Origin of the sequence: Bacillus sp. FSL L8-0654, assembly GCF_038629965.1 — a bacterium.
Taxonomy (GTDB): domain Bacteria; phylum Bacillota; class Bacilli; order Bacillales; family Bacillaceae; genus Bacillus; species Bacillus safensis.
Genome location: NZ_CP152026.1, coordinates 150473 through 165542, shown reverse-complemented (window position 1 = coordinate 165542; position 15070 = coordinate 150473). Strand labels below are relative to the sequence as shown.

22 protein-coding genes and 1 pseudogene are annotated in these 15070 nt (G+C 42.0%); 2 read left to right on the top strand and 21 right to left on the bottom strand.

Translation table 11 applies throughout. The features are described from left to right. The first annotated feature begins 58 nt into the window (after positions 1-58). Positions 59-634: a spore germination lipoprotein GerD gene (gene gerD / locus MHH65_RS00960; protein ID WP_098677672.1), complete on the top strand. Its 576-nt coding sequence runs from the start codon at positions 59-61 to the stop codon at positions 632-634. 41 nt (positions 635-675) lie between these two features. Here gerD and MHH65_RS00955 read toward each other — a convergent pair whose 3' ends face one another. The 3 genes from MHH65_RS00955 to MHH65_RS00945 all read right to left on the bottom strand — a co-directional run bounded on the left by MHH65_RS00955 (position 676) and on the right by MHH65_RS00945 (position 3053). Further along, positions 676-1734, bottom strand: coding sequence for an Mrp/NBP35 family ATP-binding protein (locus MHH65_RS00955; protein WP_098677673.1), 1059 nt, complete (start codon positions 1732-1734; stop codon positions 676-678). A 103-nt stretch (positions 1735-1837) separates the two neighbouring features. Continuing rightward, positions 1838-2551: an N-acetylmuramoyl-L-alanine amidase CwlD gene (gene cwlD / locus MHH65_RS00950; RefSeq protein WP_034283867.1), complete on the bottom strand. Its 714-nt coding sequence runs from the start codon at positions 2549-2551 to the stop codon at positions 1838-1840. 58 nt (positions 2552-2609) lie between these two features. Further along, positions 2610-3053: a DUF2521 family protein gene (locus MHH65_RS00945; RefSeq protein ID WP_034283869.1), complete on the bottom strand. Its 444-nt coding sequence runs from the start codon at positions 3051-3053 to the stop codon at positions 2610-2612. A gap of 152 nt (positions 3054-3205) precedes the next feature. Here MHH65_RS00945 and MHH65_RS00940 point away from each other — a divergent pair, with 152 nt between their 5' ends. Continuing rightward, on the top strand, positions 3206-3775 hold the full coding sequence (locus tag MHH65_RS00940) for a DUF4825 domain-containing protein (RefSeq protein ID WP_098677674.1): 570 nt from the start codon (positions 3206-3208) through the stop codon (positions 3773-3775). A gap of 37 nt (positions 3776-3812) precedes the next feature. On the opposite strand, the gene MHH65_RS00935 is transcribed toward MHH65_RS00940, so the two are convergent. From MHH65_RS00935 to MHH65_RS00850, 18 genes and pseudogenes are all read right to left on the bottom strand, one after another. Further along, the gene (locus tag MHH65_RS00935) at positions 3813-4631 is read right to left on the bottom strand and encodes a serine hydrolase (protein WP_242026033.1); all 819 of its coding nucleotides are present in this window, start codon (positions 4629-4631) and stop codon (positions 3813-3815) included. Further along, positions 4597-4803, bottom strand: coding sequence for a hypothetical protein (locus tag MHH65_RS00930; RefSeq protein ID WP_242026031.1), 207 nt, complete (start codon positions 4801-4803; stop codon positions 4597-4599). Before MHH65_RS00930 ends, MHH65_RS00935 begins: the two co-directional genes overlap by 35 nt. A 111-nt stretch (positions 4804-4914) precedes the next feature. Further along, entirely contained in the window at positions 4915-5388 is a 474-nt protein-coding gene (locus tag MHH65_RS00925) for a GNAT family N-acetyltransferase (protein ID WP_141545668.1), read from the bottom strand. 278 nt (positions 5389-5666) lie between these two features. Then, on the bottom strand, positions 5667-6191 hold the full coding sequence (locus tag MHH65_RS00920; protein WP_034283874.1) for a GNAT family N-acetyltransferase: 525 nt from the start codon (positions 6189-6191) through the stop codon (positions 5667-5669). A gap of 146 nt (positions 6192-6337) precedes the next feature. After that, positions 6338-7488 (bottom strand): IS3 family transposase gene (locus tag MHH65_RS00915; RefSeq protein WP_098677243.1). Its coding sequence is split into 2 segments (ribosomal slippage): positions 6338-7215 and positions 7215-7488, totalling 1152 coding nucleotides; the frame shifts between segments, so codons are not numbered across the junction. Between the two features lie 169 nt (positions 7489-7657). Beyond that, complete coding sequence (rpsI, locus tag MHH65_RS00910) at positions 7658-8050, bottom strand: 30S ribosomal protein S9 (protein WP_039175996.1); 393 nt, start codon at positions 8048-8050, stop codon at positions 7658-7660. Between the two features lie 20 nt (positions 8051-8070). Next, positions 8071-8508: a 50S ribosomal protein L13 gene (rplM, locus tag MHH65_RS00905; RefSeq protein WP_003217042.1), complete on the bottom strand. Its 438-nt coding sequence runs from the start codon at positions 8506-8508 to the stop codon at positions 8071-8073. A gap of 165 nt (positions 8509-8673) precedes the next feature. Next, positions 8674-9417, bottom strand: a complete 744-nt coding sequence (truA, locus tag MHH65_RS00900; protein WP_034283879.1) for a tRNA pseudouridine(38-40) synthase TruA — start codon at positions 9415-9417, stop codon at positions 8674-8676. An 11-nt stretch (positions 9418-9428) separates the two neighbouring features. Then, on the bottom strand, positions 9429-10226 hold the full coding sequence (locus tag MHH65_RS00895) for an energy-coupling factor transporter transmembrane protein EcfT (protein ID WP_034283880.1): 798 nt from the start codon (positions 10224-10226) through the stop codon (positions 9429-9431). Further along, positions 10223-11092 carry an energy-coupling factor ABC transporter ATP-binding protein gene (locus tag MHH65_RS00890; protein ID WP_176967284.1) on the bottom strand — a complete coding sequence of 290 codons (870 nt, stop codon included), beginning with the start codon at positions 11090-11092 and terminating at the stop codon, positions 10223-10225. The genes MHH65_RS00895 and MHH65_RS00890 overlap by 4 nt, the downstream gene beginning before the upstream one ends. After that, complete coding sequence (locus MHH65_RS00885; protein WP_008356549.1) at positions 11068-11910, bottom strand: energy-coupling factor ABC transporter ATP-binding protein; 843 nt, start codon at positions 11908-11910, stop codon at positions 11068-11070. The genes MHH65_RS00890 and MHH65_RS00885 overlap by 25 nt, the downstream gene beginning before the upstream one ends. Positions 11911-12035: 125 nt before the next feature. Further along, on the bottom strand, positions 12036-12398 hold the full coding sequence (rplQ, locus tag MHH65_RS00880; RefSeq protein WP_003216944.1) for a 50S ribosomal protein L17: 363 nt from the start codon (positions 12396-12398) through the stop codon (positions 12036-12038). A 75-nt stretch (positions 12399-12473) separates the two neighbouring features. Then, a complete protein-coding gene (locus MHH65_RS00875) occupies positions 12474-13418 on the bottom strand; it encodes a DNA-directed RNA polymerase subunit alpha (protein ID WP_003217009.1) in 945 nt (314 codons plus the stop codon). Positions 13419-13593: 175 nt separating this feature from the next. After that, positions 13594-13989 carry a 30S ribosomal protein S11 gene (rpsK, locus tag MHH65_RS00870; RefSeq protein ID WP_003217231.1) on the bottom strand — a complete coding sequence of 132 codons (396 nt, stop codon included), beginning with the start codon at positions 13987-13989 and terminating at the stop codon, positions 13594-13596. Positions 13990-14009: 20 nt separating this feature from the next. Next, a complete protein-coding gene (gene rpsM, locus MHH65_RS00865; RefSeq protein WP_003217023.1) occupies positions 14010-14375 on the bottom strand; it encodes a 30S ribosomal protein S13 in 366 nt (121 codons plus the stop codon). A gap of 21 nt (positions 14376-14396) precedes the next feature. Then, positions 14397-14510: a 50S ribosomal protein L36 gene (gene rpmJ / locus MHH65_RS00860; protein WP_003156543.1), complete on the bottom strand. Its 114-nt coding sequence runs from the start codon at positions 14508-14510 to the stop codon at positions 14397-14399. A 31-nt stretch (positions 14511-14541) separates the two neighbouring features. Further along, entirely contained in the window at positions 14542-14760 is a 219-nt protein-coding gene (gene infA / locus MHH65_RS00855; protein ID WP_003217190.1) for a translation initiation factor IF-1, read from the bottom strand. Beyond that, positions 14738-15026: pseudogene (locus MHH65_RS00850) on the bottom strand (RNA-binding protein). Before MHH65_RS00850 ends, infA begins: the two are co-directional and overlap by 23 nt. Between the last annotated feature and the right edge of the window lie 44 nt (positions 15027-15070).

Genomic DNA, 15070 nt, shown 5'->3' with positions numbered 1-15070 from the left:
TAAATTTACGTGAAACATTCATATTAAAAGTAAGACATGTAACGAAAGGAGCCACAGTATGTCAAAAGGCATCTTGCGTATAATGAGCTGTTTTCTTCTTTTATCTCTAACAGCTTGTGCTCCCAAAACCCAATCCTCATCTAATATGGACTATGACGAAACAAAAAAAATGGTCGTCGATATATTAAAGACAGATGACGGTAAAAAGGCCATTCAACAGTTATTAAATGACGAGGCAATGAATGAAGCTTTGGTAATGGATGAACAAACTGTGAAAAAAACGATAGAGAAAACACTGACTTCTGATAAAGGCAAAGAGTTCTGGAAGAAGGTCTTTGAGGATTCTAAATTTGCCGAGACTTTCGCAAAATCCATGCAGCAACAGCATGAAAGAATGTTAAAACAGCTAATGAAGGATCCTGACTATCAACAGCTGATGATGGATATTCTCAAGGATCCTGAGATGGAAAAGAAATACGGTGAACTGGTAAAAAGCAAAGAGTTTAGAAAACACTTAGAAAAAGTCATTACGGAAACATTAAGCAGCCCTCTTTATAAGAAGAAATTCGAAGATGAGCTCAAAAAGGCAGCATCTGAAAGCAGCAGTGATTCCGGATCGCAAGGAAGCGATTAGTTAAACATCACCCGAGTGGCATTCATCCACTCGGGCTTTCATTATGCTTTCACTGCTAATTGTTCAATGACTTTATTCGCAATGTGTTGATACACTTCTCCTGTCGGATGACTTGCATCATAGACAGAAGGCGCAAAATCATCCTCATTCCAATCAGGCTGTCTTAAAGGAATTTGGCCAAGGACTGATACACGCAGCTCTTCAGCCAGCTTGTCCCCGCCGCCTTTTCCAAAGACGTATTCCTTTTCACCTGTTTTTTTGCTTTCATAATAGCTCATATTCTCAACGACCCCGAGCACCTCATGATCTGTTTGCAGTGCCATTGCGCCTGCTCTTGCTGCAACGAAGGCAGCCGTTGGATGCGGTGTAGTGACAATAATTTCTTTACAGCTAGGCAGCATTGTATGAATATCAAGCGCTACATCTCCCGTTCCAGGCGGAAGGTCTAATAGTAAGTAATCTAATTCTCCCCACTCAACTTCGTGGAAGAAGTTATTTAACATTTTTCCAAGCATCGGTCCTCTCCAAATAACCGGTGCATTTTCTTCAACAAAAAAGCCCATTGAAATCACTTTGACACCAAAGCGCTCCACAGGAATAATTTTTTCCCCTTTAACTGTTGGTCTGACAGTGATTCCCATCATATCCGGTACACTAAAGCCATAAATATCAGCATCAATCAGCCCGACTTTTTTCCCTAGACGAGCCAGCGCTACAGCAAGGTTAACAGAAACAGTCGATTTACCAACGCCGCCCTTTCCACTCGCAATCGCTAAGAACTCAGGCGGATTTTTAGAGTTAAGCAGGGTTTCTTCCTCATCTTGTGATGGCATAAACTTTTCAAGTGTTTCCTGAGGCAGTTCCTCAAAACGAAGTCCTACTGTGTTAACGCCTGCTGTTTTCAAGGCTTGTACGATGTCTTGCTGCAGCTTCATCTGCTCAGCAGTGCCTGTTTTGGCAATGGCCACCTTTAGGCTCACATGCTCTTTCTCAGGCTTTAGGCTGATTTCCTTGATGGCATCCAGCTCACCAAGCGGTATATGAAGGAAAGGTTCGTCCATCTTCCCAACTAGTTTTCTCACATCATCTTGTCCGATCATAGCAGAACCTCACCCTTTATTGAATTCGTTTACAATCCAAGTATATCATACATATCCTTACAATGTCTGTCCTGTTTGCCTGCGATCAAAAGGAAAAAGCCCCTTATTCAGGCGGCTCTTTTTGCTCTGTTAAATATCTTAAAATCCCTTTATAAATAGAGGCAGCAATTTGATCCTGATATTTAGGTGTTGCCAGCTGGCCAGCCTCTTTCGGGTTGGAGAGAAATCCAATTTCCACAAGAGCTCCTGGCTTTGTGACATTTTGCATTAAATAAATGCCATTAATCCGCTTCGCCTTTCGATCTGTGTTTTCAAGATTCCTGCGCAATTCATCTTGAATGAACTTCGCTGCCTTTTCATTTTCTTCATACTTTCCGTAAAAAAACGTCTGAGCCCCGCTCCATTTGTTTGATGGTATCGCATTTAAATGAATGCTTAAATAGAGATCCGCTTCAGATTCATTGATGACTTTGACGCGGTTCCTTAAATCCTCCGCTTTCTTTCTGGCATATCCCCTTGTATTCTTTGATGATAAATCAGAATCATCCTCTCGGGTCATGAGAACAAGCGCTCCCTGCTCCTGCAAATAGTCACGTATCTTCATGGATACATCCAGTGCAATCTCTTTCTCAAGCAGTTCTCCTCCTACAGCCCCTCCATCTGGACCGCCGTGCCCCGGATCTAAATAGATGATCTTCCCGCTTAGAGGCAAATTCCACGATTTCCACGAATCATCATTTAGAAATTGAAACCTGAATAAGAATAAGAGGACAATAAACCCAATTAAAAACCCTGTCCACTTCAGCTTTCTTTTCATCCCTGTCCCTCCCATACACCATTATTTTATAGATATGGGACAAGGACTGGAAATATGCTTAGTGCAGCCGAAGCTTGTGTCTTTTTTCTGATTCACGAAAGCCTTCCTGCCACCACATGCTTAAAAAATCCTTTGCAAATGGATATAAACATGACATTTTCCGCTCCATACGGAACATATTCCCCCACGATTGCAAGCATCCTGCCAGCTCTTCAATCAGCTCAGCTTCCTCCTGGAAGGACCGCTTTTTGATATCGTCGAATGATTCGCCGTATTTACTCGACTCACCGTATCTCCCGCCAGCTAAGAAAGCTTCAATGGCGAAATCGATGCAGCCATCACTCATAATACCCGCTGGATCATCTGCAAATGGAAACAGCTTCTTTGTGAATTTCTCGGAAGCAGCCGTTACTTGTTGAAGAGACAATGTACGCAAAAGCTTCTTTTCAAGCGTGACATCTCGTTTTGTTTTCAGTTGATAAAATGAAAGCACTTCTGCCATGGACTGAACTCCTTTTTTCTTTGTATTGTTCGTTGGTTTGAACAAAACATGCAGTTCAGTAAATGGAAATGACGGCCTGTGAACGATCGGAATGGAAAATTGTGATAAAATAGACATTTACATATAGAAAGAAAAATAAAGGGGCAAAATCAATGAAGAAATGGATGTATATCCTGCTGCTACTTACAGTCGTCCTATCTGCGTGCAGCAGTCAAGCCAGCGAGAAAAAGAGCGATATGAAAGGAATAGCAGACATATCCTTAAAACAACTTTCAACACACAAAAACACGTATCTCGGTGACAATTCAGCCATTCGTGAAATCTTATCAGATCTTCCTGGAGGCGTCATTCGTGAATTTGAAATCATCGATAGGAAAGCATTAGACGTCACGTATGGAGTAAAAGAAAATGCAGGCTATACAGAAGAACAGTTTGACGCCTTCTGGTTTGATCAAAAGGATACGATCGAAAAAACGTATTTATACAACGCCATCGCACTTTTTATTCTGGTCGATAACGTAGAGCAAGTGACACTTAACATGAGCTCTAAAGACGAGCCGTCCGTCACGTTTAAAAGAAAACAGCTAGAAAAAGAGCTCCCTCACCCTTTTAAAAAGTACAAAGACGATACAGCGCTTTGGCAAAAGGAACTGGTTGATGGAGTTGTGAAGTCAAAAAAGAAACGCCAAGATGTATACAAAGCGTTTCCAATGCAGAAATAATAAAACAGAGGGCGATATCCCTCTGTTTATTTGATAATTATGTAGTGAAAGCCTGAATCAATCGTTGTCGAAAGTTTTGATCCCCTGCTGCAGTAAACATAAATTCGTTGAATACTTCCCCAATCCAGTGAGAATTCTTCGCTTTTGGATCATTGATAAAAAGAGAAATGCATATAGATGAGATATCCGTTTTTCGATATAAATTAGCTGTGAAAACAAACAACGTCGCTCCGCCTTTATACCAAATATATTGATCTTTTTCCGTCTTCAATGTTTCTCCAAGCACAATTTGGCTAAAAAGACCCTTTTCTTCTGTTGTTAACAACTCATCCTGCAGACGTTTCATAAAATGTGCATATTGATTGGTTGTAGACTTTGTCAGCTTTTGTGTCAGTAATGATTGAATATGAAAGCTTAATAAGTCATTTTTCATCATTTTTTCTTCTAACACCTTTTTATGCTCTGGGTCATTTTTCATGATATTAAAAATCTCACTCATTAGAGATTTATATTGCTCATGAGATACACCGCTCATTTGCTTTAATGCATCCTGCTCATGATCAGATACATAAGCGGGCCACAACAACTTTGGCGTCAGCGGCATGAGTTCATCATGTTCTATAAGACCAGCTTCTTTCATCCGATCATTGATCTTTTCTAAGCCCAGCCGGTCAATCAAATAATCCGTACAAGCATTCGAACTGAATTGCATCATCCCTTTGGCAACATCTAATAAAGTCGCATGCTCAGAAAAATTATTGACCTCCAGCCAGTACTTGTGTGAACCACCGTCTGTTCCATCAATATAATACCGTTCTATATCAGACAATGCCACTGCTGGATACAGCTTTAACAAAATGAAATAAAACCACTAATTTCACCGTACTTGCAAGTGGCGTTTTTTGATCAGCATTCCACTCTAACACCACATCTTCATTTTCAATGATTGTCACTGATACTTCCTTTTTGTTCTTTGTTACAAATGTCAAAAGGTCTTCCATCGCTTCCTTTAAACCGATTTTCTGCAACATGTTTCTCCTTTCCAAATAACAGAGGATTTACATGTTTAATATAACAAATATTTCAAATAAAGGCACAAAAAAGGCAGAGGTTCGTGAATCCTCCGCTTCTTGTTGTCCTTATTCATGGGGCAGATGCAGCTTCATTCCTTCATGTGTGGCTTCAAACCCTAATTTCTCATAAAAATGGCGTGCTTCTGGCCTCTGTTTGTCTGTTGTCAGCTGAATCATATGACATCCGCGGTCGCTTGCGCGTTGTATAGCCCACTTTATGAGCATCGAGCCGACTCCTTTTCCTCTATGGGCCGAAGCCGTACGAACTCCTTCGATGGATGCTCTCCATCCTCCTTGATGTGTAAGAAATGGCGTCATGGTTAACTGAAGAACCCCAACTGCTTCTTCCTGGTCACACGCAACAATGAGTTCAATATTTGGATCAGCATCGATTGAATGAAAGGCTTTAATATAGCTTTCTAATAACGGGCGAGTGTAACGCTCTCTCTTTTGACCTAACTTATCATCTGAAAGCATGAAAATGATTTTGTCGAGGTCTTCTTGCACAGCTTCTCTAAATGTCAATTGATTTAAATTCAATGAAAGCACCTCCTATGATGGATGGAAACCATCTTCACTTACCAAAATACCAATTGCAACCGTTTTTTTTATAAGATTTGATCAGCTGCTTTTTTTAACCACATAACTAGGCGGCAGTGTGTACCCTTGGTTTTCTTGAATGGGAAAACTCAATGATAAGAAATGCTTCAAAGATCCTCATGGCGAAGTCCCTCTTCTGCTTATTTGATCTGATTATATCAACATCGAAAGCGGAGTGATATTTGAAATGGTGAATTACTTCATATCATGAAAACTTATCAAGCCCTCTTCACGAACCATTCCTCTTGTAAGATGGCATAGTAAAACTCATCCCACCACTCATTTCCTTGTGGTATACATTTTTTAAAATACCCCTCTCTCCTCATCCCCATTTTCTCCATCACTCTCCACGATGGCACATTCTCAGGCTGACAAGTGGCAATGATCCGATGTAAGTTTAGTGTGTGAAAACCATGATGTAAGACAGCATACGCCGCTTCTGATGCATAGCCCTTGTTTTGATAGGCAGGATTGAAGACCCAGCCAATCTCATATGTGTGCTCACCAAAGTAAGAATGAAACACGATATGTCCGATGCATATCTGATCTTCTTTTAATAGAACAGCAAAATTCTTGGCTTTTTTAAGACGATTATTTTTAACAAATTCCTTCGCATTTTCTTTAGAAAAAACACCTTCCGGAATATACTTCATCACCGCCGGATCAGATGTATATGCATAAACATCATGCCAATCATCCTCAGCAAATGATCGAATGAAACACCTTTCTGTTGTTAGATTCATATGACACCCCTCCATAGACTTCGTTTTTTAAACAGAAACCTTGCTATGATCCTATTTTATATGTTTCCAAACAGAAAAAAACACAAATAAAAAAGCACCAGCAGGAGGGACTGACCCCCGTTTTTGAGACAGGGATCAAAACACCTTTATACAGCCAATTGCCGATAGTTGATCGGTGATTGGTTGTTTAGTTTTGTTTGAATACGAATGTTGTTATAATAATAAATGTATTCTTTGACAGTGCGTTCTACAATGTTGGTTGTAGTTCGATCAATGCTGTTAAGATAGAACGTTTCAGACTTTAGCGAGGAATGAAACGATTCGATGGAGGCATTATCAGCGGGCGTCCCTTTACGGGACATGCTCATGGTAATGCCTTTTATATGAACAGCTTTCTGATACTCGTAAGATGTATACACAGAACCTTGGTCGCTATGTAACACACAGTTTTCAGGCAGTGCTGGGAGCTGATCAAGTGTGTTTAAAATAAAGTCTGTGTCCTGCTTATCACCAATCGTAAACGCAATTACTTCTCCATTATATAAATCCAATATACTGGAAAGGTACAATTGTTTCTGTCCATAAGGCAAATACGTGATGTCCGTTACTAGTTTTTCAAGAGGGCGATCAGATTGAAAGTTCCGATCCAGTATATTACCGGCCACGGCATAGGGCTGCCCATTCTTCTTACGCTTTTTCATTTTAACCCGGCACTGCCACTGGTTTTTCTGCATGATACGTTGAACAGTTTTATGGTTAATATGCATCCTCATTTTTAGTATGGCTGTGATTTTTCGATATCCATATCGATACTTGTGCTCTCGGCACAACGTGCCGATTTGTTCCTCTAGTTGTTTTTTAGAATGATTCTGAGTCAGATCTTTTTTCCATCTATAGTACGAAGCGCGTGAGACGCCTAAATGGACACAGATGTCCTGTACTGTCATTGTTTTGCACAATTCTTCTACCAGTTTGATTGACGTTTCCTTATCAACTTCCTTTCCAATTCGTTGTACTTTTTTAAAACTTCATTCTGTTGACTCAGATAGCGATTTTCTGCCTGCAGTCTCTCTAATTCGGAAGAGTACTCGGGACCCTTTCTATGGGTATATTGTTTTCCAACAGGCTGTTCGAACCGGTGTGTATCCCCAGCCTTATGCCACCTCACCCATGTCTGAACCTGCGTTTTATTTTTGATATTCAATTCCCGCAAAATCTCTTTCATTGATACGCCTGCCAATCTCATTTCTACAGCCTTCTGTTTGACTTCAACCGGATAACTCACTCTTGTCCCCATAGAAAAAACACCTCCATGTTTTATTTCGGATTACAACGATCCGTTTTCAAACTTGAAGGTGTTTTTTATTTGTCTCATCTTATGGGGTCAGTCCCAGGATGCTGATGCTTTTTTTATAAGGTTTGTCTGTAACAAACCTTTGTAAAACGTCCATACAATATAAAATTGATTAACGTTTTGAGAACTGAGGTGCGCGACGTGCGCCTTTAAGACCGTATTTCTTACGCTCTTTCATACGAGGGTCACGAGTAAGAAGTCCAGCACGTTTAAGTGATGTACGGTACTCAGGATCTACTTCTAGAAGAGCACGAGAGATACCGTGACGAATTGCTCCAGCTTGACCAGAGAATCCACCACCGTGAACATTTACAAGAACATCGTAGCTGTTAGCTGTTTCTGTGATGTTCAAAGGCTGTTTCACGTCTTCGATTAAAGCAGCGAATGGAATGTATTCAGTAATTTCACGATTATTAACGACGATACGGCCTTCACCTGGAACTAAGCGAACGCGCGCTACAGAACTTTTACGACGACCTGTACCGTAATATTGAACCTGTGCCAAATTGTTAACCTCCCTTATAATTAACCGCGAAGTTCGTAAACTTCAGGTTGTTGTGCTTGATGTGGATGCTCAGAACCACGGTACACATTTAATTTTTTGAACATTTGACGACCTAGTGGACCCTTTGGAAGCATACCTTTGATAGCAAGCTCCAGCATTTTCTCAGGGTAGTTTGTACGCATCTCAAGAGCAGTTCTTTGTTTCAAACCGCCTGGGTGCATCGTGTGACGGTAGTAAATTTTGTCCGTCAATTTCTTACCTGTTAATTCAATTTTCTCAGCATTGATGATGATGACGTGATCACCTGTATCAACGTGTGGTGTATAAGTTGGTTTGTGCTTACCGCGCAAAAGTGATGCTACTTCAGTAGAAAGACGACCTAGAGTCTTGCCTGCCGCATCAACAACTAGCCATTTGCGCTCAATTGTGCTTGCGTTCGCCATTGGTGTTGTACGCATGAGTTTCCCTCCTAAATAAATCAATGAATTTTCCTTGAATCAAATGCTACGTTCTATTTCAAAACACAGATAAGTCTTCCGGGGCTTATTTGTGGGGTTGAAATACATACCATATGATATCTTATAACTTTCTGCTTCCTGTGTCAAGAACATGTTACACCTGGTTTAGTTGTCATAGAAAACTTCCCATAAATACAGTCCGTGACTAGGCGCAGTCTTGCCTGCCGCTTCGCGATTTCGGGCGGCAAGCATAGCTTTTATCTCCTCAGGGTGAAATTTACCAGAACCGATTTCAAGCAACGTTCCAGCGATAATCCGCACCATGTTGTATAAAAAGCCATTCCCTCTCACACGCATTTCAAGCCCGTCTGAGACGTTTTTCCACTCGAGGGCATAAATAACCCTCACCTTGTCCTGAACCTCTGTATTGGCCGCACAAAAGCTTGTAAAGTCATGTGTCCCAATCAGGTGCTCAGCGGCTTCTCTCATTTTATCGATATCCAGCCGGTAAGGATAGTGGCAGGCATACTGTCTCGTGAACACATTTTGGTGTGTTTCCGTTGAGACCTTATAACGGTACTCCTTCGAAACAACACCAAATCTGGCATGAAACGAGTCATCGACCTCCTCAGCCTTTAGAACACGGATATCATCCGGCAGCAAGCTGTTAAGGGCAAAAGGCCATCTCTCCATCGGGATCGAGAGCGGGGTGTCAAAATGGATGACCTGTCCCTTTGCATGGACACCGCTGTCCGTCCGGCCGGAAGCCACAATCGGAATCAGTTCATCCTGTTTGTGCATTCTTGCAAGGGCTGACTCTATCTCCGTCTGAACGGTTCGCTGCCCTGGCTGCACCTGATAGCCTTTAAAATGTGTCCCATCGTAGGATACGGTACATTTGACCTTCATCTAGGAATCACCTAATTTCTAAGCAGCACAAGGAGTGCTGTTAACAAGATGAATAAAAGCAGCGTGAACGTGTCCTTCATGCCCCAGACAAGCTGACGGTACTTCGTCCGTCCTTCTCCCCCGCGGTAGCCTCTCGCTTCCATCGCGGTCGCCAGTTCTTCTGCACGCTTAAACGCACTGACGAAAAGCGGAACAAGCAAAGGAACGATGGCTTTCATGCGATCCTTTAAAGGCCCGCTTGTAAAATCAACACCTCGTGCCATTTGTGCCTTCATGATTTTATCCGTCTCTTCTAATAACGTCGGAATAAACCGAAGAGAGATGGACATCATGAGAGCAAGCTCATGAACAGGCAGTTTGATTTTACGGAATGGGTGCAGAAGCTTCTCCATCCCGTCTGTCACTTCTATAGGCGTTGTAGTTAACGTAAGAAGTGTCGTCATCATGATGAGATAGACAAAACGGAGTGAAATGAATATTCCTTGCTTTAAACCTTCTTCATAAATATTCAGAAAACCAAAATGGAATAGCAAGGCGCCATCCTTTGTCATGAAAATATGCAGAATAAAGGTAAACAGGACAATCCATAGGATCGGCTTCATTCCCTTGAGAATAAAGTATAGCGGCACCTGAGAAACCATCACCACAAGGATGGTAAAGACACCTAAAAGCCCGTAAGTGATGTAATTATTAGCAAAAAAAACAATAAAGACAAAAAAGAAAATTGATAACAGCTTTGTCCTTGGATCAAGACGATGGACAAAGGATGAACCTGGCACATATTTGCCGATAATCATACTATCCATCATGATGTCGTGTCCTCCTGATAAAGAGCTGTTAAGGCTTCTGCCATTTCATCCATGGTCAGAAGCGGCCTTGGAAACGTAATACCAAGCTTTTCTTCTACAGTCTGCTGGAATTTAATCGTTTCTGGGAGGTCGAGACCAAACGAAGACATGTCTGTACGATTGGCAAACAACTCTCTCGGCGTGCCTGTCGCCTTCACTGTCCCTTTATGCATCACAATCATTTGATCCGCATAATGAGCGGCATCTTCCATACTGTGTGTGACCAGAATCGTGGTGAGGTTTGCCTTTTGATGAAGGTCATAGAACATGTCCATGATTTCCTTCCGCCCGCGTGGATCCAGCCCAGCAGTCGGCTCATCAAGCACAAGCACCTCTGGCTCCATCGCTAAAACGCCTGCAATCGCCACACGTCTCATTTGACCGCCGCTTAGTTCAAAGGGAGATCGAGATAATAAGGACTCAGGAAGACCAACCAGTTTCAGCATCTCCTTCGCCTTCGCTTCTGCCTTCTCTTGAGGAACGCCGAAGTTCATCGGGCCAAAGCAGATATCCTTGAGGATGGTTTCCTCAAAGAGCTGATGCTCAGGAAACTGAAACACGATGCCTACCTTTTTCCGGAGGGGTTTCATATCCTTCTGCTTTTTATTGGCTTGTAAAACTGTCTTTCCAAGCACAATGCTCCCCTTCGTTGGTTTGAGCAATCCATTTAAATGCTGCAGCAATGTAGACTTACCAGAGCCCGTATGACCAATGACAGCGACATAGCTGCCCTCTTTGATGGAAGCATTGACATCATACAAAGCGAGACGCTCAAACGGCGTTTTCATTTGATAACGATGCTCTAATTCTTTGATCGTAATGTCCATAGCTCTTTCACCAATCCTTCTTGTGTCAAATGGGCATTTGCAAGCGGCACACCTTGCTGCTTCAATTGCTTGCTCAATCGATAGGAAAATGGCAGATCAAGTCCAATCTGAACCAGCTGTTCATCTAGTTCAAATACTTCCTCTGGCGTTCCCTCGGCAAATTTCTTCCCGCCATTCATCACAATGACGCGGTCTGCTTTGGCAGCCTCGTCTAAATCATGTGTGATGGAAATGACTGTGACTGTTCCTTGTTCCTTCAGTAGTCTAACAGTCTCTAACACTTCTTCACGGCCAATCGGATCAAGCATTGATGTTGCTTCATCCAAGATCATGATGTCAGGGCTTGCGGCAAGCACACCTGCAATGGCGACTCTCTGCTTCTGCCCGCCTGATAGATGGTGCGGCTCTTGATCAAGAAACTCCTGCATATTGACCTGTTTGACAGCCCAATCTACACGTTCTATCATCAATTCCCGCTCAACCCCGTTATTTTCTAAACCAAAAGCCACATCATCACGAACTGTTGAGCCCACAAATTGGTTATCTGGGTTTTGAAAGACCATTCCAACCTTTTTGCGAATATCCCAAACACTTTCTTCTTTGAGCTCAATCTCTCCAACCTTGACCGTACCAGCATCCGGTAAAATGAGCCCATTCAGCACACGGGCAAGTGTGGATTTACCTGAACCGTTATGACCAACAATGGCGAGCCATTCATTTTGATTCACATGCAGTGACACTTGATCTAAAGCGGGCTTGTCCGCATCCTTGTGATAACGAAATACAATGTCCTTTACGTCAATTAATGTCTTCCCCATCTCTACCGGACCTCCTCTCAGCTCAACCTCTTCTTTGCTTATTCCTAAAAAAGCCGTAGTACCTAAAAAAGGGCATAGATCCAGTTATGAACTGTCCCGCCCTTTCTTAGATACACGATATGTGATTAAACTAATTCAATGACAGCCATTGGTGCGCCATCGCCGCGACGAGGTCCAAGCTTCATGATACGAGTGTATCCACCTTGGCGATCTTCGTAGCGAGTTGCAACGTCAGCGAATAATTTTTGAAGTGCATCTTGGTTTGTTTCAGCGTTAGCTACTTCATTACGAATGTAAGCTGCAGCTTGACGGCGAGCATGAAGATCTCCGCGTTTGCCAAGAGTGATCATTTTTTCAACTACAGAGCGAAGTTCTTTCGCACGTGTTTCAGTTGTTTCGATGCGTTCGTTGATGATCAAATCAGTCGTTAGGTCACGAAGCATTGCTTTACGTTGTGCACTAGTGCGTCCTAGCTTTCTGTATGCCATGTGATGTCCCCTCCTTAATTAGAGATGCTGTATGAATAAAAAACACACGAAAATCCTAGTTCACAATGAAACTAGTCAATCGTCTTTACGAAGACCCAGTCCAAGTTCTTCTAGTTTCGCTTTCACTTCTTCAAGAGATTTACGTCCAAGGTTACGAACTTTCATCATATCCTCTTCTGTCTTGTTAGCAAGCTCTTGAACAGTGTTAATACCCGCACGCTTCAAACAGTTGTAAGAACGAACAGAAAGATCAAGCTCTTCAATTGTCATTTCAAGCACTTTTTCTTTTTGGTCTTCTTCTTTCTCAACCATGATTTCAGCATGCTGAGCTTCGTCAGTTAACCCAACGAAAATATTCAAGTGTTCAGTTAAAATCTTAGAACCTAGAGCGATCGCTTCTTTCGGTCCTGTGCTTCCATCAGTCCATACATCTAGTGTTAATTTATCATAGTTTGTGATTTGCCCAACACGGGTGTTCTCCACTTGATAAGTCACACGAGATACAGGTGTATAGATTGAGTCGATCGGAATCACACCGATTGGCTGATCGTCTCTTTTGTTTGCATCAGCAGGATTGTACCCGCGACCTCTTTGTGCAGTTAAGCGAACACGGAAGCTCGCATTCTTGCCAAGAGTTGCGATGTGAAGATCTGGATTTAAGATTTCAATATCGCTGTCGTGTGTAATATCAGCAGCTGTTACAGTACCTTCATCTTGTACATCAATTTCAAGCGTCTTCTCTTCTTCAGAGTAGATTTTGAGTGCAAGCTTTTTAATGTTTAAGATAATCGTTGTAACATCTTCAACCACGCCTTCGATCGTTGAGAATTCGTGTAAGACACCATCTATCTGGATCGATGTTACAGCTGCACCAGGAAGTGAGGATAAAAGGATACGACGAAGGGAGTTCCCTAAAGTGGTACCATATCCACGCTCAAGTGGCTCTACGACAAACTTGCCATACTTGGCATCGTCGCTGATTTCAACCGTTTCGATTTTTGGTTTTTCAATTTCGATCATCTAATAAAACCCTCCTTCAAAACGTCGAAACCTCGAATAGAATCATATGAGATTCCATCCGAAATTCCTCATTGTTTAGTCCCGTATGTGCTCAGGCAACGAGTCGTGTATTCGTCTCATAAATAACTGTATCATAACCCATTATTGACAGGGACACAAAATCTATACAAACAAATTACACGCGGCGACGTTTTGGTGGACGGCATCCGTTATGAGGAACTGGAGTTACGTCTCTAATTGCAGTAACTTCAAGACCTGCAGCTTGAAGTGCACGAATTGCAGCTTCACGACCAGAACCAGGACCTTTAACAGTTACTTCAAGTGTTTTAAGACCGTGTTCGATAGAACCTTTAGCAGCAGTTTCAGCAGCCATTTGTGCAGCGAAAGGAGTAGATTTACGAGAACCTCTGAATCCTAATGCACCAGCACTTGACCAAGAAATTGCGTTTCCATGAACATCAGTAATCGTTACAATCGTGTTGTTGAAAGTGGAACGGATATGAGCGATTCCAGCTTCAATATTCTTTTTCACGCGACGTTTACGCGTATTTTGTTTACGAGCAGCAGCCATTCTTTAACTACCTCCTTTACTTATTTTTTCTTGTTAGCTACAGTACGACGCGGACCTTTACGAGTACGCGCGTTGTTTTTTGTGTTTTGTCCACGAACAGGAAGTCCTCTACGATGACGGATTCCGCGGTAGCTTCCGATTTCAATTAGACGCTTAATGTTAAGTGAAACTTCACGACGAAGGTCACCTTCTACTTTAAGTTTGTCAATGATATCACGGATTTTACCAAGTTCGTCTTCAGTTAGATCGCGAACGCGAGTGTCTTCAGAAACACCTGCTTCTTTAAGGACTTGTTGCGCAGTCGTACGACCAATTCCAAAAACATATGTTAAAGAAATGACAACACGCTTATCACGTGGAATATCTACACCAGCAATACGAGCCATGATTTGGGCACCTCCTTGTTATTAGCCTTGTTTTTGTTTATGTTTTGGGTTTTCACAGATCACCATTACTTTTCCTTTTCTGCGAATCACTTTACATTTTTCACAGATAGGTTTAACAGATGGTCTCACTTTCATGTGTTTCCAACCTCCTTCTTCCGGAGTTGCTTTATTTGTAACGGTACGTAATTCTACCACGAGTTAAGTCATATGGAGATAATTCTACCGTAACTTTGTCTCCAGGTAAAATGCGAATGAAGTGCATACGGATTTTTCCTGATACATGAGCCAAAACTGTATGACCATTCTCTAGTTCAACTTTGAACATTGCGTTTGGCAAAGTTTCTGCTACAGTACCTTCCACTTCAATTACATCGTCTTTCGCCATTCAAGTGTTCTCCCTTCTTCAAATCAGTAACTTGCTCTCTGACAAATGTCCAAATGAGAATCTCTCAATTGTTCATCTATCACCCGACCTGTTTTGAATATACTGTTCTGAACTTCCGGAGATACGCAATCATAAAAGGTTATATGATTGATATTTTTTCTTAGGAGAATGAAATTTACGCTTTTCTCCGTCTGCGATTAGTACATGGCAGCCAACGAACATGCCGATGACACCTGTATACTGATCTTGTTCTTTCTTTGGACTATACAGACAACCTGCCCGATTTGGGCCTGAAAGGCTTCAGTGAAGA

Bases quoted from the DNA above. Each gene is read 5' to 3' on its own strand.
- gerD (WP_098677672.1), top strand. From the start codon at position 59: ATGTCAAAAGGCATCTTGCGTATAATGAGCTGTTTTCTTCTTTTATCT.
- MHH65_RS00955 (WP_098677673.1), bottom strand. From the start codon at position 1,734: ATGATCGGACAAGATGATGTGAGAAAACTAGTTGGGAAGATGGACGAA.
- cwlD (WP_034283867.1), bottom strand. From the start codon at position 2,551: ATGAAAAGAAAGCTGAAGTGGACAGGGTTTTTAATTGGGTTTATTGTC.
- MHH65_RS00945 (WP_034283869.1), bottom strand. From the start codon at position 3,053: ATGGCAGAAGTGCTTTCATTTTATCAACTGAAAACAAAACGAGATGTC.
- MHH65_RS00940 (WP_098677674.1), top strand. From the start codon at position 3,206: ATGAAGAAATGGATGTATATCCTGCTGCTACTTACAGTCGTCCTATCT.
- MHH65_RS00920 (WP_034283874.1), bottom strand. From the start codon at position 6,191: ATGAATCTAACAACAGAAAGGTGTTTCATTCGATCATTTGCTGAGGAT.
- rplM (WP_003217042.1), bottom strand. From the start codon at position 8,508: ATGCGTACAACACCAATGGCGAACGCAAGCACAATTGAGCGCAAATGG.
- truA (WP_034283879.1), bottom strand. From the start codon at position 9,417: ATGAAGGTCAAATGTACCGTATCCTACGATGGGACACATTTTAAAGGC.
- MHH65_RS00895 (WP_034283880.1), bottom strand. From the start codon at position 10,226: ATGATGGATAGTATGATTATCGGCAAATATGTGCCAGGTTCATCCTTT.
- MHH65_RS00890 (WP_176967284.1), bottom strand. From the start codon at position 11,092: ATGGACATTACGATCAAAGAATTAGAGCATCGTTATCAAATGAAAACG.
- MHH65_RS00885 (WP_008356549.1), bottom strand. From the start codon at position 11,910: ATGGGGAAGACATTAATTGACGTAAAGGACATTGTATTTCGTTATCAC.
- rplQ (WP_003216944.1), bottom strand. From the start codon at position 12,398: ATGGCATACAGAAAGCTAGGACGCACTAGTGCACAACGTAAAGCAATG.
- MHH65_RS00875 (WP_003217009.1), bottom strand. From the start codon at position 13,418: ATGATCGAAATTGAAAAACCAAAAATCGAAACGGTTGAAATCAGCGAC.
- rpsK (WP_003217231.1), bottom strand. From the start codon at position 13,989: ATGGCTGCTGCTCGTAAACAAAATACGCGTAAACGTCGCGTGAAAAAG.
- rpsM (WP_003217023.1), bottom strand. From the start codon at position 14,375: ATGGCTCGTATTGCTGGTGTAGATATTCCACGTGATAAGCGTGTTGTC.
- rpmJ (WP_003156543.1), bottom strand. From the start codon at position 14,510: ATGAAAGTGAGACCATCTGTTAAACCTATCTGTGAAAAATGTAAAGTG.
- infA (WP_003217190.1), bottom strand. From the start codon at position 14,760: ATGGCGAAAGACGATGTAATTGAAGTGGAAGGTACTGTAGCAGAAACT.